17 protein-coding genes and 1 pseudogene are annotated in these 20,568 nt (G+C 66.5%); 8 read left to right on the top strand and 10 right to left on the bottom strand.

What is annotated here, in order from left to right:
* Nucleotides 1-367: pseudogene (locus XI09_RS05405) on the top strand (methyl-accepting chemotaxis protein); the annotation flags it as partial.
* Between the two features lie 59 nt (nucleotides 368-426).
* Here the strand turns inward: XI09_RS05405 and XI09_RS05400 are convergent.
* The 3 genes from XI09_RS05400 to XI09_RS05390 all read right to left on the bottom strand — a co-directional run bounded on the left by XI09_RS05400 (nucleotide 427) and on the right by XI09_RS05390 (nucleotide 2,890).
* Nucleotides 427-1,113, bottom strand: coding sequence for a glutathione S-transferase family protein (locus XI09_RS05400; RefSeq protein WP_271565946.1), 687 nt, complete (start codon nucleotides 1,111-1,113; stop codon nucleotides 427-429).
* Nucleotides 1,114-1,245: 132 nt separating this feature from the next.
* A complete protein-coding gene (locus XI09_RS05395) occupies nucleotides 1,246-1,572 on the bottom strand; it encodes a hypothetical protein (protein ID WP_271565945.1) in 327 nt (108 codons plus the stop codon).
* A gap of 187 nt (nucleotides 1,573-1,759) precedes the next feature.
* Nucleotides 1,760-2,890, bottom strand: a complete 1,131-nt coding sequence (locus XI09_RS05390) for a site-specific DNA-methyltransferase (RefSeq protein ID WP_271565944.1) — start codon at nucleotides 2,888-2,890, stop codon at nucleotides 1,760-1,762.
* Nucleotides 2,891-3,307: 417 nt separating this feature from the next.
* Here XI09_RS05390 and ypfJ point away from each other — a divergent pair, with 417 nt between their 5' ends.
* Together ypfJ and moaB are read left to right on the top strand one after the other, a co-directional pair.
* Complete coding sequence (ypfJ, locus tag XI09_RS05385; RefSeq protein ID WP_271565943.1) at nucleotides 3,308-4,240, top strand: KPN_02809 family neutral zinc metallopeptidase; 933 nt, start codon at nucleotides 3,308-3,310, stop codon at nucleotides 4,238-4,240.
* Nucleotides 4,241-4,476: 236 nt separating this feature from the next.
* Nucleotides 4,477-5,040: a molybdenum cofactor biosynthesis protein B gene (gene moaB / locus XI09_RS05380; protein WP_271565942.1), complete on the top strand. Its 564-nt coding sequence runs from the start codon at nucleotides 4,477-4,479 to the stop codon at nucleotides 5,038-5,040.
* A 238-nt stretch (nucleotides 5,041-5,278) separates the two neighbouring features.
* Here moaB and XI09_RS05375 read toward each other — a convergent pair whose 3' ends face one another.
* Both XI09_RS05375 and XI09_RS05370 read right to left on the bottom strand, forming a co-directional pair.
* Nucleotides 5,279-6,208, bottom strand: a complete 930-nt coding sequence (locus tag XI09_RS05375) for a bifunctional helix-turn-helix transcriptional regulator/GNAT family N-acetyltransferase (protein WP_271565941.1) — start codon at nucleotides 6,206-6,208, stop codon at nucleotides 5,279-5,281.
* Nucleotides 6,209-6,270: 62 nt separating this feature from the next.
* A complete protein-coding gene (locus tag XI09_RS05370; protein ID WP_271565940.1) occupies nucleotides 6,271-6,846 on the bottom strand; it encodes a glycosyl transferase in 576 nt (191 codons plus the stop codon).
* A 331-nt stretch (nucleotides 6,847-7,177) separates the two neighbouring features.
* Between XI09_RS05370 and XI09_RS05365 the strand changes: the two genes are divergently transcribed.
* Entirely contained in the window at nucleotides 7,178-8,017 is an 840-nt protein-coding gene (locus tag XI09_RS05365) for an RMD1 family protein (protein ID WP_271565939.1), read from the top strand.
* Here XI09_RS05365 and XI09_RS05360 read toward each other — a convergent pair.
* The 4 genes from XI09_RS05360 to XI09_RS05345 all read right to left on the bottom strand — a co-directional run bounded on the left by XI09_RS05360 (nucleotide 8,011) and on the right by XI09_RS05345 (nucleotide 15,238).
* Nucleotides 8,011-9,627 (bottom strand): PEP/pyruvate-binding domain-containing protein, encoded by a 1,617-nt coding sequence (locus XI09_RS05360; protein WP_271565938.1) that lies wholly within the window; start codon nucleotides 9,625-9,627, stop codon nucleotides 8,011-8,013. The two genes, XI09_RS05365 and XI09_RS05360, sit on opposite strands and share 7 nt — an antisense overlap.
* Nucleotides 9,628-9,638: 11 nt before the next feature.
* The gene (locus XI09_RS05355; RefSeq protein WP_271565937.1) at nucleotides 9,639-11,567 is read right to left on the bottom strand and encodes a hypothetical protein; all 1,929 of its coding nucleotides are present in this window, start codon (nucleotides 11,565-11,567) and stop codon (nucleotides 9,639-9,641) included.
* 82 nt (nucleotides 11,568-11,649) lie between these two features.
* Nucleotides 11,650-12,846: an acetate/propionate family kinase gene (locus XI09_RS05350; protein WP_271565936.1), complete on the bottom strand. Its 1,197-nt coding sequence runs from the start codon at nucleotides 12,844-12,846 to the stop codon at nucleotides 11,650-11,652.
* A 4-nt stretch (nucleotides 12,847-12,850) separates the two neighbouring features.
* Entirely contained in the window at nucleotides 12,851-15,238 is a 2,388-nt protein-coding gene (locus tag XI09_RS05345) for a phosphoketolase family protein (RefSeq protein WP_271565935.1), read from the bottom strand.
* Nucleotides 15,239-15,449: 211 nt separating this feature from the next.
* Between XI09_RS05345 and XI09_RS05340 the strand changes: the two genes are divergently transcribed.
* The 4 genes from XI09_RS05340 to XI09_RS05325 all read left to right on the top strand — a co-directional run bounded on the left by XI09_RS05340 (nucleotide 15,450) and on the right by XI09_RS05325 (nucleotide 19,836).
* The gene (locus tag XI09_RS05340) at nucleotides 15,450-16,613 is read left to right on the top strand and encodes a PA0069 family radical SAM protein (RefSeq protein WP_271565934.1); all 1,164 of its coding nucleotides are present in this window, start codon (nucleotides 15,450-15,452) and stop codon (nucleotides 16,611-16,613) included.
* 24 nt (nucleotides 16,614-16,637) lie between these two features.
* Nucleotides 16,638-17,093, top strand: coding sequence for a VOC family protein (locus XI09_RS05335; RefSeq protein WP_271565933.1), 456 nt, complete (start codon nucleotides 16,638-16,640; stop codon nucleotides 17,091-17,093).
* A 77-nt stretch (nucleotides 17,094-17,170) separates the two neighbouring features.
* The gene (locus XI09_RS05330; protein WP_271565932.1) at nucleotides 17,171-18,031 is read left to right on the top strand and encodes a ribonuclease HII; all 861 of its coding nucleotides are present in this window, start codon (nucleotides 17,171-17,173) and stop codon (nucleotides 18,029-18,031) included.
* 296 nt (nucleotides 18,032-18,327) lie between these two features.
* Entirely contained in the window at nucleotides 18,328-19,836 is a 1,509-nt protein-coding gene (locus tag XI09_RS05325; RefSeq protein WP_271565931.1) for a glycosyltransferase family 39 protein, read from the top strand.
* Between the two features lie 154 nt (nucleotides 19,837-19,990).
* Here XI09_RS05325 and XI09_RS05320 read toward each other — a convergent pair.
* Nucleotides 19,991-20,568: uracil-DNA glycosylase (locus XI09_RS05320; protein WP_271565930.1), on the bottom strand; the 578-nt coding region annotated here is incomplete at its 5' end.

Genomic DNA, 20,568 nt, shown 5'->3' with positions numbered 1-20,568 from the left:
GCAGACCGCGAAGGCCACCGGCGAGATCGGCCAGCAGATTTCCAACATCCAGGCCGCTACCGAGCAATCCGTCGGCGCCATCAGGGAAATCAGCGGCACCATTGAGCGGCTGTCGGAGATCTCCTCGACGGTCGCGGCTGCCGTGGAACAGCAGGGCGCGGCGACGCAGGAAATCTCGCGCAACGTCCAGCAGGCGGCCCACGGCACTCAGCGCGTCTCGACCAATATCGGCGACGTGCAGCGCGGTGCCTCCGAAACCGGTTCGGCCTCCTCGCAGGTGCTCTCCGCGGCGCGCTCGCTGTCGGCCGACAGCAACCGGCTGAAGCAGGAGGTCGCAAGGTTCCTGAACTCGGTCCACGCCGCCTGAGTCCTGAAAGCAAAAGGCCACGCGCAAGCGCGTGGCCTTGAGTGGGCGGCGTAACGCGATCAGGCGACCTTGGTCGTCATGTGCTTGAACATGTTGCTTCTCGCCTCGTCGTCCATCTCGGCCTTGAAGGTGAACTTGTCCTTCAACGCGAGCGCGCGCACAGCCGCAGGGCGCGCCGAGATCTCGTCCACCAGCCGCTTCACGTTCGGGTATCGTGCAAAGGCGTCGTCGCCGAGCTTGAACGGTACCATTCGCGCCCAGCCCCACAGCGCCATGTCGACGATCGAATAGCTGTCGCCGACCATGTAGCGGCGGTCTTTGAGGTGGCCGTCGAGAATCTTGTAGTGGCGATCGGTCTCGTACTGATAGCGGTTATGGGCGTAGTCGTGGTTCTGGTCCTTCGGCGCAAAATGCTTGAAGTGCACGGCCTGGCCCGAATACGGGCCGACGCCGGTGGCGATGAACATCAGCCATGACAGCGTCTCGCCGCGCAACGAGGCGGCGGGGAGGAATTTTCCGGTCTTCTCGGCGAGATAGAGCAGGATGGCGTTCGAGTCGAACACGATCGTGCCGCCGTCGTCGATCGCCGGCACCTTGCCGTTCGGATTGATCTTGAGGAATTCAGGCGTGAACTGCTCGCCCTTGCGCGTGTCGATCTTCACCGGCTCGAAGGGCAGGCCGGACTCTTCGAGATAAAGCGCGACCTTGGTCGGGTTCGGCGAACCGTTGAAATAGAATTTGAGCATCACACATCTCCCCAGTGTTTCTTGCCGAGAGCGAACGCAGCATCATTGCCGCGGGGCCGGCCTCTCTTGCCTGAAGCTCGTCGGGGAGGGCAACCGGCGAGTTTGCCGGGCGGTACCTGCGCGCCGCGCAGATCAGCCGGCGTAACAAAGGCCGATCGCCGCCGTAATAATCATCGCGGCGCCGACGGCTTCCAGCCGCAGCCCGAGCCGCGCGGCAAGATGCATGTCGGAGGCCCGCGCCGATCGCTCCGATCCCCGCGAATAGCCATGCACGATGACGTCGTGATTGAAATTGTCATGCGCCTCGTTGCTGCTGGCGAGCCCGACGCAGACCACGAGCACGCCGAACAGGGCGAGGCCGAAAAATCCCAGCAGCGCGATCAGGAACATCGGAAACATGCCGACCAGGAAGATCGGCAGGAGCGGCACCAGCAGCAAGGTCTCGGACTGTCGTCGCATGGGAGCCAACCGGTCAGGACGGGGCTGATCGGACGAATCTAGTCCTGGCGGCGGCGGCTTTCAACCACTGCCGCCGTCATTCCGGGGCGCGCCACTGGGCGCGAGCCCGGAATCCATTGGGCGGCATGTGCTGTGGTTCGATGGATTCCGGGCTCGCGCTTCGCGCGCCCCGGAATGACGGAGAAAACTACTCCGCCGCCATCCCGGCGCGGATTTCGGCGCGCAGCTCGTCGATCAGCTTGAGACCCTTTTTGGTCTCGACGTGCCAGAAGGTCCAGCCGTTGCAAGCTTGCGCGCCCTGCGCCACGGCGCCGATGCGGTGGATCGAGCCGACCTTGTCGCCCAGCATGATGGCGCCGTCGGCGCGAACCAGTGCGCCGAGCTTCTTCTTGGCGTCGAACAGCTTCGTGCCGGGCATGATCATGCCGCGCTCGATCAGTTCGGAGAACGCGACCCGCGGCGCCTCGCGCGCGGTCATGAACGGGGCGAGGCTATCCTGAGGCAGCGGCTCGACTGCGGCGATGCGCGCTTCCGCCGCCTTGGCGTAAGTCTTGTCGCGCTCGAAGCCGATATAGGAACGGCCGAGGCGCTTGGCGACGGCGCCGGTGGTGCCGGTGCCGTTGAAGGGGTCGATCACGAGATCGCCGGGTTTTGACGACGACAGCAGCACGCGCGCGAGCAGGCCTTCCGGCTTCTGCGTCGGGTGCACTTTCTTGCCGTCGGCGCCCTTGAGGCGCTCCTCGCCGGTGCAGAGCGGGATCAGCCAGTCGGAACGCGCCTGCACGTCCTCGTTCGCGGCCTTCAGCGCTTCGTAGTTGAAGGTGTAGCCCTTGGCCTTCTCGTCGCGCGCGGCCCAGATCATGGTCTCGTGCGCGTTGGTGAAGCGGCGGCCGCGGAAGTTCGGCATCGGGTTGGTCTTGCGCCAGACGATGTCGTTCAGGAGCCAGAAGCCGAGGTCCTGCATGATCGCGCCGACGCGGAAGATGTTGTGATAGGAGCCGATCACCCAGATCGTCGCCGACGGCTTCATCGCGCGGCGGGCGGCAAGCAGCCAGGCGCGGGTGAAATCGTCATAGGCGGAGAATGAATCGAACTTGTCCCAGTCGTCGTTGACGGCATCGACATGGGATTCGTCGGGGCGCTTGAGATCGCCCTTGAGCTGGAGATTGTACGGCGGATCTGCGAACACCAGATCGACCGAACCAGCCTGAAGCTTCGACATCTCGGCGACGCAATCACCGAGGATGATGCGATGCGACGAGGACTCAAAGTTTGTGCGGGGCGCCCTTGCAGACGCCCCGCGACGCGACACTACCATGACTCAAGAACTCTGACTCAGGCGACGCTGTCGGCGACGCGGGACCAAACAACCGACTGACCGTTACATTGAAGGCGCAAAGTAAAAATCGACTTAACCCGCCGCTTTTGTGAGCAGGCATCGCATCGCGGATTGTGCGTGGCACGGTGCGCGCATTCGCCGTGATTTACAGTGTATTTCGCGTTTCTTCGCGTTGCGGGAGCAGTCAAGGCTCGAAAAAGACTCCAAATTTCTCTCGGAAAAAATTGCACGACCCCCGGAAAAAATTGCTGGCTTCGGCACGCTGTCGCACTAGGCAATAATTGCCGAGCGGGATATTGATTAACGCAATGGAAATTTTACGTGTGTGGCGCGTTGAGCTTTCGCGCTTCTGCGCCCAAAACGCCCATGTGATGCCAAGGACTGAGGGAAGCCACCATGCGCTACGATGATTTCCGCCGCAGCGACGACATCGAGGATCGTCGCGACGATGGTGGTGGCGGCGGTGGAGGAGGCGGGTTCGGCCTGCCCATGGGCGGCGGCGGGCTCGGCATCGGCACCATCATCGTCCTCGGCCTGATCGGCTATGCCTTCGGCATCGATCCGCGCATCCTGATCGGCGGCGCCGAGATCCTCACCGGCGGCGGCCAGGCGCCGAGCTACCAGACCGATCGCCAGTCGACGTCGGCCAAGCGCGGCGCGCCGACCGACGAGATGGGCAGCATGATCTCCGGCATCCTCGGCGAGATCGACGACCGCTGGAGCGAGATCTTCCAGGCCAGCGGCCAGTCCTACACCGGTCCGAAGATCGTGCTGTTCCGCAACGCCACCAACGGCGGCCGCTGCGGCATGGCGCAGTCGGCGATGGGCCCGTTCTACTGTCCGCCGGATCGCACCATCTTCCTCGACACCGCGTTCTTCCGCGAGGTCGAGACGCGCTTCCGCGGCTGCTCCGGCAAGTCGGCTTGCAATTTCACCACCGCCTACATCATCGCGCATGAAGCCGGCCACCACATCCAGAACCTGCTCGGCATCATTCCGCGCGTGACGCGGCTTCAGCAGCAGGCCGGCAGCAAGGCCGAGGCCAACGCGCTCCAGGTGAAGGTGGAGTTGCAGGCGGACTGCCTGTCCGGCGTCTGGGTCAACCGCGAGGCGAAGAAGCGCCCGAACTTCCTGGAAGCCGGCGACATCGACGCCGCGCTGACCACGGCCACCGCGATCGGCGACGACACGCTGCAGCGCCAGTCCACGGGACGCGTCGTGCCCGATTCCTTTACCCACGGCTCGGCCGCGCAGCGCAAGCAATGGTTCATGACCGGCTACCAGCAGGGCACGGTGCAGGCCTGCAACACGTTCGGCGGCGGTGCGTAGTAACGACGATCTCGTGCCCCGGACGCAGCGCAGCACGAACTATGATGCGCAATTGCGCATCCGGGAATGCAGTAGTAGTGGCGTCATCCTGAGGTGCTCGCCTCTTCGGCGAGCCTCGAAGGATGGCGAGCCTCCGGCCCATCCTTCGAGGCGCGCAAGAGCGCGCACCTCCCGAGCGAACGCAAATGCGTTCGTCCGGGGATGACGGCGGTGGCTGAGGAAACAGGAGTGAAGTCGTGGCCTCCATCGACGAAGCAAAACAGTTCATCCCGCTCAACATCGCGGTGCTGACCGTCTCCGACACGCGCGCGCTCGCCGACGACAAGTCCGGCCAGACGCTCGCCGATCGCCTCACCGGCGCCGGCCATCATCTTGCGGCGCGCGAGATCGTCACCGACGACGTCGAGGCGATCCGCGCCGTCATCCGCCGCTGGATTGCGGATGCCGGCGTCGACGTCGTCATCACCACCGGCGGCACCGGCTTCACCGGGCGCGACGTCACGCCGGAGGCGATCGAGCCCTTGTTCGAGAAGCGCATGGACGGTTTCTCGATCGCATTCCACATGCTGAGCCACGCCAAGATCGGCACCTCGACGATCCAGAGCCGCGCCACCGCAGGCGTTGCCGGGGCGACCTACATCTTCTGCCTGCCCGGCTCTCCCGGCGCCTGCCGCGACGGCTGGGACGGCATCCTCGCCGCCCAGCTCGACTACCGCACGCGCCCCTGCAATTTCGTCGAGATCATGCCGCGCCTCGACGAGCATCTGCGCCGGCCGAAGGCGCAGGGCGCGACGGCGTAGCTTTATCTTTCTTCTCCCCTCATGTCCGCCGAAGCCTTGGCGAAGGCGGATGCGGGAGAGGTGGCATAGGCGGCCTTAGCCGCCGTTCTCGAGAACGCCGAAGCAAAGCTTCGGCTATGGCGCCGGATGAGGGGTATCTATCGGCGCCCACAGAAGCAAATGAGTGCGCTGAGAGAAACCCCTCACCCAAATGAGCCCGCGTCCACCAGCGTTGCTGCCCTCTCGCCGTGCGAGATCATCACAGATCCCGCTCCCATGTCTCGCCAACAAGATCCTGCCCAAAGCTGTGATGCGGCTCGGTGGCGACGAGCTTGAAGCCTGCATTTTGATAGATGCCGCGCGCGGCGAGCAGGATGCTCTGCGTCCACAGCGTCATCTTGCTGTAACCCCTCTCGCGTGCGCCCTGGATGCACTGCTCGACCAGTGCGCGGCCGACACCGAGCCCGCGCGCTTTCTTCTCCACCAGCAACAGGCGAAGCTTGGCGATCTCGTTCGTGGCCTTGACCAGAAAGATCGAGCCGATCGGCTCTCCACCGGCTTCCGCGATCCAGCAATGTTCGCGCGCGGCGTCATAGGTCTTGATGAACTGCGCGCAGATCTCGGCGACCAGCGCCTCGTAGCTGATATCCCAGTTGTATTCGGCGGCATAGGCGGCGGCTTGCCTGGAGATGACCCAGCCCATGTCGCCGACGCGATGGCTGCGCAGCATGAAAGCCGCGGGCTGGCTGCGACGTTGATCCAGCACAGCCTCGATGGTCGCCATGGCCTGCGTGAGCCGGGTTGCATCACTGGGCGAAAGCCGAGCCAGCATTGCGGCGACCTCGTTTTGCGAGCTCAGGTTCAGCTTGGCGAAGGTCTGGCGGCCCTTGGCGGTGAGGCTGAGCTGGTATTGCCTGCGATCCGCGGGCAGGGGCCTTCGCGTGATCAGCCCCTTTTCGTCGAAACTTTGGACGATGCGGCTGAGATAGCCGGGGTCGAGACCAAGCTCGATTCCGATCTCTTTCGCCGCCAGATCGTCGCGGTGCGCGAGTTCATAGAGCACCCGGGCCTCGCTGAGCGAAAACGGGCTTCTTCCAAGGTGCTGGTCGAGCACGCCGAGCTTGCGGGTATAGAAGCGGTTGAAGGCGCGGACCGCCGCGATGTGGTCGTCTGTTCCGTCAAATGGCATGGGCCACCTCGATACTTGCCATTGTCAATTAGTTATTTGACGTTGGCAAGTATTTGGTGACGTCAACCGACCATGACGATCCGGCTGCGCAGCATGGTCCGGGACGAGCGGCCGAGCCGCCGGAGCAGCCGCGCCTCGGAGCGGCGGGCCTGGGGCGGGTAGCCGCCGATCCGGTCGTAATGGTCGCGCGCGATCAAAAGTCCCTGATCGCCGAGCGGGCCGACCAGCTTGCGGGCCACGGCGCGGAGCATGTCGCGGAATCCGGTGTCGGTGTAGGGCGAGCGGGCGTAGCGGAACACCGCCGCCCGGTCCCGGCCGCTGCTCGCGACGGCCTGGATGAACTGGGTGGTCTCCTCGATCCAGCCGGTTTCCAGCACGGCGCCTGCGGGCAGGAACATCAGCCAGGGCGAGCGGGCCTGGAGCGCGCCGGCGGCGAGCGCCGCGCCCTGAGAGGATCCCTCGTAGCCGATGAAACGGCAGCCGGCGACGTCGGCCACGCGCTCGATGACGCCGTTGCGGGTGCCGTCGACCAGGAGCACTTCGCGGATGATGCCCGCGGCGGCACCGGGGACCAGCGCGGCCAGAGTTGCAACCGCCGTCTGCTCGACGCCCTCGGTCGGAATGATGACGCTCAGCATGATTGAGGCTTCGATGTCCGCACTTCGGGAGAAGCGTAACTTGTTATGATGTTGTCATAAACACGCGGCATTGCCGAGTGCAACTTTTCGGCGGGGCTTCGCTGTTCGATGGTAAACTGCCAGCGCCATCGGATCCAAAGATGTTCCGCGCGAGATGGCAAAATTGCCGAATATTTCGGCGCAACTTCGCCTTGACCGTATTAACCCGGAGTTTCGTACCGATATTGGGCGCCGCACAGGCGGATCGCAATCCTGCAAGAGGCGGATGCGAGCGGGACGACGTCCGGGAACGGGAAAAGCAGGCAATCCATGGTGCTGAAGAGAGCTTCGCATGACCGCCGATCAACTTGCCGTTAGCGCGCCGTCAACATCTCCCCGGCCGGCCGCCGCGCCGACCTTGCGGATCCGGGCGCTGATGCTGGGCGACCGCATCAATGCCTCGGGCCTCGAGCTCGGCGCGCTGGTATCGTCGACGCCGGCCGCCTTCCGCGTCCATGCCGGCCTTGCCGTGATCTTCCGCTACGGTGTCGTGGTGTTGATCGGCCTGTTGCCTTCGGAGGAGAAGGTGCTGATCGACGGCCTGAAGCCGCGTGTGATCGGCGAGTTCAGCCCCTATGAGGAGGAGACCGCGCAGGCGCAGCTCTGCAACGACGAGAACGCCGAGGTGATCCAGCCGGGCGGGCCAATTTGCCTCGCCAAATTCTCCGACGACCGGTTGCTTCTGGTCGCCGACGCGCTCGCCAAGAGCACGTCGCTGGCACGCGACGAACGGCGTGTCGCGGCGGTGTTCGACGTCATCGAGCCGTTCGCGCGCGAGCTCGCCGAGCGCGGCCGCACGCCGCGCCGGCGCAGGGCCATTCTGCAACTGATCGGCAACGCGCTGCTGGTGCAGCAACGCGTCGCCGGCCGCGTCGCCGTTGCCGAGAAGCCCGACGTGCTCTGGGAGAAGCCCGAGCTCGACCGCCTCTATGCCCGCCTCGAAGACGAGTACGAATTGAAGGAGCGTCTGGACACGCTCGAGCGCAAGCTCACCGCCGTATCCGAGACCGCCAACGCGCTGGCCGACATCATCGACACCCAGCGCTCGCTCCGCCTCGAGATCGCCGTGGTGGTGCTGATCCTGATCGAGGTCGCGATCGGGTGTTTCCAGATCTTCGCCGGCATTCACTGAGCCGCGGCGGCGCGTGCCGGCGGATCGAGGTCCCCGGCCTGCGATTGCCATTTCGCGATCTCGGCGAGTTCGGCGTCGGGGCGCGTCTCCACCGTCCGGCAGCGCCCGAGATAAAGTTGGCCCGCATCGCCCTCGATCGTGATCCAGTCGCCCTCCGACAATGTCGCGTCGGCAAGCCGGGCCTGCTTCGCAACAGGATCGATCTTCAGCGCGTGACAGCCGACCACGCAGGGCTTGCCCATCTGCCGCGCCACCAGCGCCGCATGCGAGGTACGCGCGCCGACCGCCGTGACGATGCCGGCCGCCACCGCAAAGCCCGCGACGTCCGCGGTGCTGGTATCGGGACGCAGCAGGATGACCGGATCGCCCGCGGCCGACAGCCGCTGGGCGCTTTCGGCGTCGAAGACCGCGCGGCCGACGCCGATGCCCCCGGACGCGCCGATGCCGAGCGCCGCCGGCTCGCCCGCGGAGACGAGTGCGGTCGCGGCGAGCGAGGCGAGGTCGATCCCGGCGATCCGCTCCAGTGCCTCGTCCTGCGTGATCAGCCCTTCATGCACGAGGTCGATCGCGATCCTGACCGCCGCACGCGGCGTTCGCTTGGCCGCGCGCGTCTGGAGGATCCACAGCCTGCCATCCTCGACGGTGAACTCGACGTCCTGCACGTCGCGAAATTCACGCTCGAGCCGCTTCAGGATATCGCCAAGCTCGGCTTCGGTCCGCGGCAGTGCGCGCACGATCGCATCCTCGGCGTCGGGGGTGCGGCGCCCGGACACGACGTCCTCGCCCTGCGCATCGAGCACGAGATCGATCATCGGGCGCGGTGCGCCGGTCGAAGGATCGCGCGAGAAAGCCACGCCGGCACCCGATGCCAGCCCGCCATTGCCGAACACCATCGCCTGCACCGTGACGGCGGTGCCCTGGAGCCCTTCGAGTTGCTGGAGTTTCCGATAGGTCTTCGCCCGCTCGCTCGTCCAGGACCGGTAGACGGCTTGCGCCGCCGCCTCGAGCTGCGCGGCCGCATCCTCGAGCCAGCCATCGGCGTGATCCTCGACCAGCGCCTGTTCGTCGCCGGCAAGCCGCTCCAGCGCTTCGCTGTCGAGCGCGCGATCGTTCTCGGCACCTTCGGCTTCGACCAGTTCCGAGATGCGGGCCGCGAATGCGGCGGCATCCAGCCCGAGCACCGTCTCGCCAAAACTCTCCAGGAAGCGCCGCCGGCAGTCCCAGGCGAGCCGCGGCCGGCCGGTCGCACGGATCAGGCCGTGCACGGCATCCGACGTGCAGCCGACATTGAGGACGGTGTCGAGCATGCCCGGCATCGATCGGGCGGCACCCGAGCGCACCGAGACCAGCAGCGGCAGCCGCCGGTCGCCGAAGCGCCTTCCGGTCGCGCTCTCCAGGAAGGCAATTCCTTCCTTGAGCCCGTCGCTCAGATGACGCTCCGCATGCGCGTGCCCTGCGATGATGTCGGCGCAGAGTTTGACCGGCAGCACGAAGGCCGGCGGCACCGGCAGGCCCAGCGCCGCCATCCGGGCGAGGTTGGCGGCCTTGGCGCCGATCTCCTCGGCGGGATGCAGTTCGGTCGCCTCGGCGCCGATACGCACGATATGCATGGTGGCTTCCCCTAGGCTGCGAGATCGATCATGATGTGCCGGCGCAACAGATGTCCGAAGCCGGCAAATCGGTCGGTGGCGCGCTCGATGGCGCGGGCAAGCTCGAGCACCGAGAGCGAGGTCGCGACGTCGAAGCCGCCGCCGAAGACCAGCGCGGTCGTCGCACGCTCGTGGCCGTCCGCGGCATGTTCGGCATCGATCAGGCGGGTCACGGCGGACAGCGCATCCTCGGAATCCGCGCGCCGCCCTTCCGGCACGTCGGTGGCCGCGGCGACGCCGCTGGCCGCGACCTCGGTCGCGGTCATCGCCACCGCACAGAGTTCGGCCAGCGCGGCCAGCAGCGACGGATCAGTCCGCTCCGGCATCACCGAGGCGATGAAGGCTGCCTGCTCCAGTTCGTCGACGGCCTCTTCGGCGCGATCAATCAATTGGGCGATCGTTGGTCGGGCATTGAGCCGGTCGACCTCCTTGCGCGTCTCCAGCGCGATGCGATCGGCCTTCTGCTCGATCGCGCCGCAGCGTTCCGCCAGCAGCTTGCGGTCGGCCGGCTGGCCGGCCCGAAGCGCTGCAAGATGGCGAGAGATCGCCGCGACGAGATCATGGGCAAGCCCGATCTGGCGTAGCACCGCGGCGAGCAGGGTGCCGTCGACGCGCTCCAGATGCCGCACCAGGTCGGCTTCGATCTGGTCGCGGACCGTCCTGACGGAGCGACCTGCGAGCAGCGCCTCGGTGGAGGCGCGCAGTGCCGCCTTCAGGAAATCGATCGCGGCGGCGCGGCCGAGCGCCTGGTCGAGCCGCTCGCCGAAGCCGATGCGCGCGGGGGCCGCGTTGCGCACCGCCGACCCCAGGAGCTCGTTGCCGCCGAGTTCGAGAAAGCCGCGATGGCCGATCCGCGCTCGCGCCGCCCATTCGAGGATTCGCGTGGCGTCATCCTTGGCAACCCAGGTCCGCAGCAGCTTGCGCGCCTTGTTCCAGTCGATCAGGAACACCAGCGCGGCGCCCACGGCTGCGAGGAATTCGTTGCGATCCGCGGCGTGACCCGGCTGATACTGGCCGGTGACGAGATAGAATGAATTGTCTTCGCCAAGGCCCGCGGCGGTGTGACGGTCGAGCCCGCTCCAGCTCGCCTCGAACTTGTCGAACAGCGAGATGAAGAATTTTGCCCGCGCCAGGTGCACGTCGGTGTAGGTGACGGTGACCGCGTTCTTCTTGACCGCGATCACCACGACATGGGCGTCCGTGGTGCCGATGTCGTTCTGGATCAGCAGCCGGCCGCCCGAGCGGGTCGCCATGGTATCGAGGCCGGGGTGGTTGAACTTCAGCCTGCGCGTCTGGTTCAGGCCCTTCATGAAGGCCTCCACCGCGCCGCGATCTTCGCCATGCAGGCCGAACACATGGGCACCGTCGAGCGTTTCCTCCGAACAGTTCGCCGCAAGCCTGTTCAGCGCCTTGTGCAGATCCATCACCAGCCGATGGAGGCTGTCGCCGGCCGCCTCGGCAACGCCGGTCAGACGGGCAATGCGTGCGAGATCGATTTCGTTGGTGGCATCGAGCAGGCCCGCGCTTCGGACGGCCGCCAGCCGCGCGTTCGCCTTGTCGCCGTCTGGCGGTGCGCCGGCGCCGACGGCGCGGATCATGGCCGCGGCGTCGTCCTGGATCTCCTTCATCAGCTTGGCGAGGTTCGGCGCCGCGAGCCGGGACGGTCCGACCAGATGGGCGCCGCCGATCAGCGTTGCGATCGCGGCCGGTGCAATGCCGGCGGCGTGACTCTCGACCGCAAGCTCGCTGGCAGGACGATCGGGGTCTTGCGCATGCCGAGCCGCCGCCTGGAGCGCGCTCATCCGCACCTTGATGCGGTCATTGGCGGCAAGCCCTTCCGCCACCAGCGCGGGCAACAGGATGTCGCCCTGTCCGAGTTCTTCGATGATCTGGGTTTTCATGGTCTGTCCGCACAACGGTTGATGCCGTCCTTATGCCGCGAAGTTGCGACGGCCTCATTGCGTCAGATCATTCATAAAACCGTCACGCAGCGTGTCGTTCGCGCAGCAGCGCGGCGCAATGGCGCGCGATCGTGATCTCTTCGTTGGTGGGAATGATGAAAATATCCACCGCACTGTCGGCGCTGCCGATCCGTTCGCGCGCTGCGGCGTTGGCCGCTGCATCGATGCGCACGCCGAGCCAGGCGAGGCGCTCGCCGATCGCGCTGCGGATCTCGCTGGCATGCTCGCCGATGCCGCCGGTGAAGACCAGGCAGTCCAGCCCCTGAAGCGTCGTCGCCATCATCGCGATTTCCTGCGCCGCCCGGAAGACGAAGAGATCAACCGCCTCCCGCGCAGCAGCCTCGTGGCTTGCGAGCAGCGTGCGCATGTCTGCGGAGAGGCCGGAAACGCCGAGCAGGCCTGACTCGTGATAGAGCAGGTGCTGGACATCCTCGACCGACATTCCCTCGTGCTGTTGCAGATAGAGCAGCACGCCGGGGTCGATCGTGCCGCTTCGCGTGCCCATCACGAGGCCGTCGAGCGGCGTCAGTCCCATCGTGGTGTCGACGCTGCGGCCGTTGCGGAGTGCGCAGAGGCTTGCGCCATTGCCGAGATGCGCGATGACGGTGCGTCTCGCGACGAGCTGCGGCGCGATTCCCGCGAGACGGCCCGCGACATATTCGAACGACAGCCCGTGAAAGCCGTAGCGCCGGACGCCGCGCTCCTCGAAGCGCCTCGGAATCGCAAAGCGGCTCGCAGGCGGTGCAATCCCGTGATGGAAGGCGGTGTCGAAGCAGGCGATCTGTGTCAGCGCGGGACGGATCGCGGACAGGGTGCGGACCGGCGCGAGGCAGCGCGGCTGGTGCAGCGGGGCCAGCGGCGTCAGCGCCTCCAGCTTCGTGGTGACATCGTCCGTCAATTCGACCGGGCCTGAATGATCCGGCCCGCCGTGGACAATGCGGTGGCCGGCCGCGCGCAAGCTGTCTTGTCCGAACCGGTCGTCGATGAAGGCGAGCACGTCGGCGAACAGATGACCGCCGTCGGCATCGGTCTCGTCCTGCCGCTTCTCGAACAGATCTTCGCCCGCAGGGCCCTTCACGACGAGCTGGGGCTTGGCCTCGTGCTCGTCGAGCAGGCCCTTGCAGAGCAGCGCAGGCTCGGCCGCCGAGATATCGAACAGGCCGAACTTGATGCTCGACGAGCCCGAGTTGAGGACGAGAACCGCCTCTGGCGCCGGCATGGCGTCAGCCCGGCTTGCCCGGCCAGACCCAGTCGCGGATCTCGGGCATGTCCTCGCCGTGCTCGCGCACGTAACGTGAGTGTTCGATCAGCTTGTCGCGGAGCTGCTGCTTCGCCTGCGCGGCCCTGGTCGCAAGACCCGGCACGCGTTCGATCGCCTCGATCGCGAGGTGGTAGCGGTCGAGCTCGTTGAGCACGACCATGTCGAACGGCGTCGTCGTGGTGCCTTCCTCGGCGAAGCCGCGCACATGCAGGCCGGCATGGTTGGTGCGGTTATAGGTCAGCCGGTGGATCAGATGGGGATAGCCGTGATAGGCGAAGATCACCGGCTTGTCGCGCGTGAACAGGCCGTCGAAGTCGCAATCGGACAGGCCGTGCGGGTGCTGATCCTGCGGCTGCAGCGTCATCAGGTCGACGACGTTGACGACGCGGATCTTCAGATCCGGCAGCGCCTTGCGCAGGAGGTCGACGGCGGCAAGCGTCTCCAATGTCGGCACGTCGCCGGCACAGGCCATCACCACATCGGGCTCGCCGCCCGCGTCTTCCGTGCCCGCCCAGGTCCAGATGCCGATGCCGGCGTCGCAATGCGTGGCGGCGTCCTGCATCGACAGCCATTGCGGCGCCGGCTGCTTGCCGGCGACGATCACGTTGATGCGGTTGTACGTCCGCAGGCAATGGTCGGCGATCCACAGCAGCGTGTTGGCATCGGGCGGGAAGTAGATGCGGACGATGTCGGCCTTCTTGTTGGCGACGAGGTCGACGAAGCCGGGATCCTGATGACTGAAGCCGTTGTGGTCCTGGCGCCAGACATGCGAGGTCAACAGATAATTGAGCGAGGCGATCGGACGCCGCCATGGCAGGTGCCGCGTTACCTTCAGCCATTTGGCGTGCTGGTTGAACATGGAATCCACGATGTGGATGAAGGCCTCGTAGCAGGAAAAGAAGCCGTGCCGCCCGGTGAGCAGATAGCCCTCTAACCAGCCCTGGCAGAGATGCTCGCTCAACACCTCCATCACGCGGCCATCCTGGGCGAGATGGACATCGTAGGATTCGATCGCTTCCATCCAGACCCGTTCGGTCGCCTCGAACACTGCGTCGAGACGGTTTGACGCCGTCTCGTCCGGACCCATGATGCGAAAGTTCCGCTCTTGCGCATTGAGGCGAATGACGTCGCGCAAGAATTTGCCGAGTTCGCGCGTCGCTTCTGCCGTGACGGCGCCGGGCTGCGGCACTTCGACGGCAAAGCTGCGGAAGTCCGGCAGCTTCAGCTCCTTCTTCAACAGTCCGCCATTGGCATGCGGATTGGCGCCCATGCGCTTGTTACCTTCGGGCGCCAGCGCCTGGAGCTCGGGAATGAGCGCGCCGCTCGCGTCGAACAGTTTTTCCGGCTCGTAGCTGCGCATCCAGTCATCGAGCACCTTCAGATGCGCCGGGTTCTCGCGGCAGCTTGCGACCGGCACCTGATGTGCGCGCCAAAAATCTTCGACCTTCTTGCCGTCGACTTCCTTCGGGCCGGTCCAGCCCTTCGGGCTGCGCAGCACGATCATCGGCCAGCGGGGCCGCTCGACGTTTCTACGCCCGTCGCGGGCGTGCTGCTGGATCGAGCGGATGCTGGCGAATGCGACGTCGAGCGCGTCCGCCATGATCCGGTGCATCAATTTGGGATCGTCGCCCTCGACGAACAGCGGCTCATGGCCGAACCCGCGGAACAGATCGCGGATCTCCTCGTCGCGCATCCGCCCGAGCACGGTCGGGCCCGCGATCTTGTAGCCGTTGAGATGCAGGATCGGCAGCACCGCGCCGTCATGCGCCGGGTTCAGGAACTTGTTGGAGTGCCAGGAGGCCGCGAGCGGTCCGGTCTCGGCCTCGCCGTCGCCGACGACGCAGGCGACGATCAGGTCGGGATTGTCGAGCGCCGCGCCATAGGCGTGCACCAGCGCGTAGCCGAGCTCGCCGCCCTCGTGGATCGAGCCCGGCGTCTCCGGCGCTACGTGGCTCGGAATGCCGCCGGGGAAGGAGAACTGCCTGAACAGCTTGCGCAATCCGTCCTTATCGCGCGCGATGTCGGGATAGATCTCGCTGTAGCTGCCCTCGAGATAGGTGTTGGCGACCATGCCCGGCCCGCCATGACCGGGACCGCAGACATAGAGCACGTTGATATCAAGCGCGCGGATGACGCGGTTGAGGTGGGCGTAGATGAAGTTCAAACCGGGTGTTGTGCCCCAATGGCCGAGCAAACGCGGCTTGATGTGCTCGGGCCGCAACCGCTCGCGCAGCAGGGGGTTGTCGAGCAGGTAGATCTGCCCGACGGAGAGGTAGTTGGCGGCGCGCCAGTAGCGATCGAGGAGATCGAGGTCGCTGCTCGCGGCGGCCGATTGTTGTTGATTTGTCATGTTGCTGCCGACCTTCACCCGGGATCGTCACCAACTGGGTTCCGGGGCGATCGATCCTTGGCGGCATCAAACGGGATCGTGGTGACAGCGGTGTTGCGTGAGGTCAAAGGCGGGCGCCCGAAGTTTGGGCGGCTCTACTGTGCATGGGGGTTGTTTTCACGTTTTTTGTTCTTGTTCTTGATTTGTTCCTTTGGCGTGTTATCTTGGCTTCATGAGTCCAGCATCCTCTCATGCTCTCAAGCACCCGCCGGTCACGGCGCCCTCCGAGCCGGCGGGTGCGCCTTCTGATTTCCCCGAGCTCGCTGTCGCCATCGACAAGCAGCGCAGGCGAGGGCGGGGCGCGCAGTCCAACGCCAGCGGCCGCTATGAGGCCGAGGCGCGCGTCGCCTTCGACGACGGCTGGCAGAGCCTGGAAGAGCTGCCGCCATTCAAGACCACGGTCGCGGTCGACACCTCGCGCAAGGTGATCACCCGCAACGATTCCCCCGATATCGGCTTCGACCGCTCGATCAATCCCTATCGCGGCTGCGAGCACGGCTGTGTCTACTGCTTCGCGCGGCCGACCCATGCCTATCTCGGCCTGTCGCCGGGGCTCGACTTCGAGTCAAAACTGTTCGTCAAGCCGGAGGCCCCGGCGCTGCTCGAGAAGGAGCTCGCAGCAGCAGGCTACGAGCCGCGGATGATCGCGATCGGCACCAACACCGATCCCTACCAGCCGATCGAGCGCGAGCGCAAAATCATGCGCGGCATCCTGGAGGTGCTGGAGCGCGCCGGTCATCCCGTCGGCATCGTCACCAAATCGGCGCTGGTGGTGCGTGACATCGACATTCTCTCGCGCATGGCCAAGCGCAACCTCGCCAAGGTCGCGATCTCGGTGACCTCGCTCGATCCGAAGCTGGCGCGCACCATGGAGCCGCGCGCCTCGACGCCGCCGAAGCGGCTGGAGGCGCTGAAGCAGCTCTCCGACGCCGGCATTCCCACCACCGTGATGGTCGCGCCCGTGATCCCCGCGCTGAACGATTCCGAGATCGAGCGCATTCTCGACGCGGCCGCCCATGCCGGCGTCAAGGAAGCCTCCTATGTGCTGCTGCGGCTGCCGCTGGAGGTGCGCGACCTCTTCCGCGAATGGCTGATGGCGAACTATCCGGACCGCTATCGCCACGTCTTCACCCTGATCCGCGACATGCGCGGCGGGCGCGACTACGACGCGAAATGGGGCGAGCGCATGAAGGGCACCGGGCCGATGGCCTGGACCATCGGCCGCCGCTTCGAGATCGCCTGCGACAGGCTCGGGCTCAACAAGCGTCGCGCAAGACTGACGATGGATCACTTTGCGCGGCCGAAGCGGAACGGCGATCAGCTCAGCCTGTTCTAAGAGCCGAGGCGAACGAGGTCTGTCATGCGTAAGGAACTGCCGCCCCCGGTGCCGCGGCTTACCGTCATCACGCTCGGCGTGAGCGACATCCGCGCCAGCATCGCGTTCTATGATGCTCTTGGCTTTTCGCGCCGGCTGAAGGCGACCGGCGAGGCCGTTGCCTTCTACGATACCGGCGGTCCGGTGCTTGCCCTGTTTCACTGGGATCAGCTCGCGGCCGACGCGGCCTTGCCTAATAAGCCGAGGCCGACGACCTTCCGCGGCGTCACGCTCGCCTGGAACTGCCGCGCGCGTGAGGAGGTCGATGCGGTGCTGGCTTTCGCGGTCAGCAAGGGAGCAAGGCTGCTGAAGGCTGCGTGCGAGACCGATTACGGCGGCTATTGCGGTTATTTTGCCGATCCCGACGGCCATGTCTGGGAGGCCGTGATTGCGCCCGGCATCGAGGTCGGTGAGGACCGGCGGGTGCATCTGGCGGAGTAGGGCCGCCGGCTTGAATAACGGGAATTGCGAGGGGTTCCCGGTTGCGCTGGGCAGGCCGCTTGCGCACGATCCCGGCCATGATTCGGGACAAGTCCGCCAAGACGTCGGCCAAAGCTGCGCCCAGGAAGGCCGCTGCGAACAAGCCTGCACCTGCAAAGGCTGGAAAGGCCTCGGCAGCCAAGCCTTCGACCGGCAAGGGCGCGGGCGCGAATGGCGTCATCGCCGTCGCACCGCCGAGCTTCCGCCGCGAGCGCGCGCTGATCAAGCGCGGCATCTGGCCGGTCGCGGGCTGCGACGAGGCTGGCCGCGGGCCACTCGCGGGTCCCGTGGTGGCGGCCGCAGTGATTCTCGACCCCGACCGCATTCCGCGCGGCATCGACGATTCCAAGCGCCTGACGGCGGAGCAGCGCGAAAAGCTGTTCGACAGGATCTGCGCCACAGCGCAGGTCTCGGTCGCGGTCGCCTCGCCCGCCCGGATCGATCGCGACAACATCCTGCGCGCCTCGCTGTGGGCGCTGAAGCGTGCCGTGGTGGCGCTGCCCGAGCAGCCCCGCCACGTCTTCGTCGACGGCCGCGACCGGCTCGATACGGCCTGCGACTGCGAGGCGGTGATCGGCGGCGACGGCATCGTGCTGTCGATCGCAGCGGCGTCCATTGTCGCCAAGGTGACGCGCGACCGGCTGATGTGCGCGCTGGCGCAGGACTGCCCGGGCTACGGCTTCGAGCAGCACAAGGGCTACGGCGTCCCCGAGCATCTCGACGCGCTGAACCGCCTCGGCCCGACCGTCCACCACCGCAGCTTCTTTGCCCCGGTGGCCGCTGCTCGCGCCAGGCACATGCCCTGGACAGTGGAGCCGGCGCAGGACCTGTTCTCCGTCACCGAGGTGGATGTGCAGGTGGAAGCGAGCGTCGAGGTCGACGCGTCGGCGAATCTCTAGGGTCTCGCCCTGCAGCTTCCGCATCGTCATGGCCGGGCATAGCCGTCCGAAGGACGATGTCGCTTCCGCTCGCCTATGACCCGGCCATCCACGCCTTACCTGCGGCACGAAGAACGTGGATGCCCGGGACATGCCCGGGCATGACGACTGTGACGTGTGAGCCTTTGTGTCTCACGCCCGCAAGAACGGGGAGAGGGAGCAGACCGAAGTTGCCACGACGCGCAGCGCCCTTTATCAAAACACTCGTGAGCGAATAGGGCCGGCTGGACGGGTTGGCTGCATCTTTCGGGCGTTGCATGCGGTTTACCTCCCTGGTCATCGAGCTCATTCGCGCCCGGCCGCGGCTGATCGTGTGGATCGCCGTGCTGCTCCAGGCCGCGATGTGGCTGTTCGTGGCGCTGGTGTTCTATCGCAGCCCGCCCGGCACCCTTGCGACTCTCCTGGCCTTCGGCAGGGAATACCAGGTCGGCACCGATCTCGGCCCGCCGCTGCCGGTCTGGCTCGCCGACATCGCCTATCGCGCCGCGGGCGGCCACATGTTCGGCGTCTATGTGCTGGCCGAGCTCTGCGAGATCGCGACCTTCATCACGCTCTATCACCTCTCCCGCGCCGTGGTCGGCTCGCAGCAGGCGGTGCTGGCCGTGCTGCTGACCATGACGGTGCTGGCCTTCTCCTCGCCCGCGCTCGATTTCGGCCCGCTGGTGCTGGCGCGGCCGCTGTGGGCGCTGCTGCTGCTGCATTCCTGGCAGATCATCGGCCAGCGCCGCGGCAACGCGTGGTTCGCCTGGTCGATCGAGGCCGGCCTCTTGCTGCTGACGACGCCCGCGGCGGTCTTCCTGCTCCTGCTGCTCGTCGTCTTCGCGGTCGCGACCGCCGGCGGCCGCCGCACGCTGCGCGCGCTCGATCCGCTGTTCGCGCTGATCGTCGTCGCCGTGCTGGCGCTGCCCTATGCGGTCTGGCTGATGCGCGCCGAGACGCTGGTCCTGCCGGCCTTGCCTGCGGTTGCCGAGCTGAGTGCCCGCGCGATCCACGCGGCCTGGCTGCTCGGCGGGCTCGTGCTCGGGGCCGCGGCGATCCCGGCGCTGACCTTCCTCAACGCCGGCCTGTTCGTCGCCAAGGGCGAGGAGGCGCCGATCATCTACCGTCCGCCGGTCGAGCCGCTCGCACGCAACTTCGTCTATTTCTTCGCGCTCGCCCCGGCCCTCGGCGCGGTGCTGATCTCCGGCCTGTTCGGGCTCGAGTCCGTCGTCGGCGGTGCCGGTGTCGTGCTGGTGATGTCGGGGCTCGCCGTGGTCGTGGTGGCAGGCGACCTCATCGCGATGCGCCGCGCGCGGATGCTGCGGATGGTGTGGGCCGCCGCCGTCGTGGCGCCCGCCGCCGGCGTCGTGCTCGCCGTCCTGCTGCTGCCCTGGACCGGCGCCAATGAGATCGCGACCTCGATGCCGGCGCGTGCGATCTCGGATTTCTTCGACGACAGCTTTGCCCGCCGCACCAACCATCGTCTGCGCGCGGTGGCCGGCGAGACCCAGCTTGCGAGCCTGATCGCGCTGCATTCCGGCCGCCCGCATCTGTTCATCGATGCCGAGCCCGCGCGCACGCCGTGGATCAATCAGGCCAGGTTCAGCGAGACCGGCGGCGTCGTGGTCTGGCGCGCCTCCGACACCGCCGGCACGCCACCGCCGGACATCCTCAAACGCTTTCCCGGCATCGTGCCGGAAGTGCCGCGCGCCTTCGAATGGCTGGTGACCGGCCGCCAGCAGCTGCTGCGCATCGGTTGGGCCATCGTGCGGCCGAAGGGGACGTGAGGTAGGTCTCGTGCCCCGGACGCTGCGCAGCGCCTCTTCGGCGGTGCGCTGCAGAGCCGGGGCCCATCTCTCCGCACCGTACTGTGTTGCTTTCTGGGTCCCGGCTCTGCGAAGCAGCGCTATCGCGCTGCATCGCGTCCGGGACACGAGAGCTTCATCCCGCCAGCACCTTCGCGATCGCCCGCAGATCCTGCCAGGCCAGCCGCTTGTAGGACGGCGAGCGGAGCAGATAGGCCGGATGAAACGTCGGCAGTGCGCGGATGGTGCGCCCACCGGTCTCGTAATCGAACCAGCGCCCGCGGGTGCGCATGATGCCTTCGCGCGTTCCGAGCAGCGTCTGCGTCGAGGGATTGCCGAGCGTCACCAGCACGTCGGGGTTCACCAGCTCGATCTGGCGCTGGATGAAGGGCAGGCACACTTGCGTTTCCTGCGGGGTCGGCGTGCGGTTGCCAGGCGGGCGCCACGGAATCACGTTGGCGATGTAGGCGGTGGTGCGGTTGAGCCCGATCGCGCCGATCATGAGGTCGAGCAGCTTGCCGCTGCGCCCGACGAAGGGCAGTCCCTCGATGTCCTCGTCGCGGCCCGGCGCCTCGCCGACGAACATGATGCGCGCCTGCGGGTTGCCGTCGGCGAACACCAGCCTTGTTGCCGTGTGCTTCAGCGCGCAGCCCTCGAAGCCCTGCATCAACTCACGCAAGGCCTCCAGCGTCGGTGCGGTGCGCGCCGCCTCGC

The organism is Bradyrhizobium sp. CCBAU 11386, from assembly GCF_028128955.1.
Taxonomy (GTDB): domain Bacteria; phylum Pseudomonadota; class Alphaproteobacteria; order Rhizobiales; family Xanthobacteraceae; genus Bradyrhizobium.
Note: the sequence above shows the minus strand (reverse complement) of the source record. Positions and strands in the feature narration are given on the sequence as shown.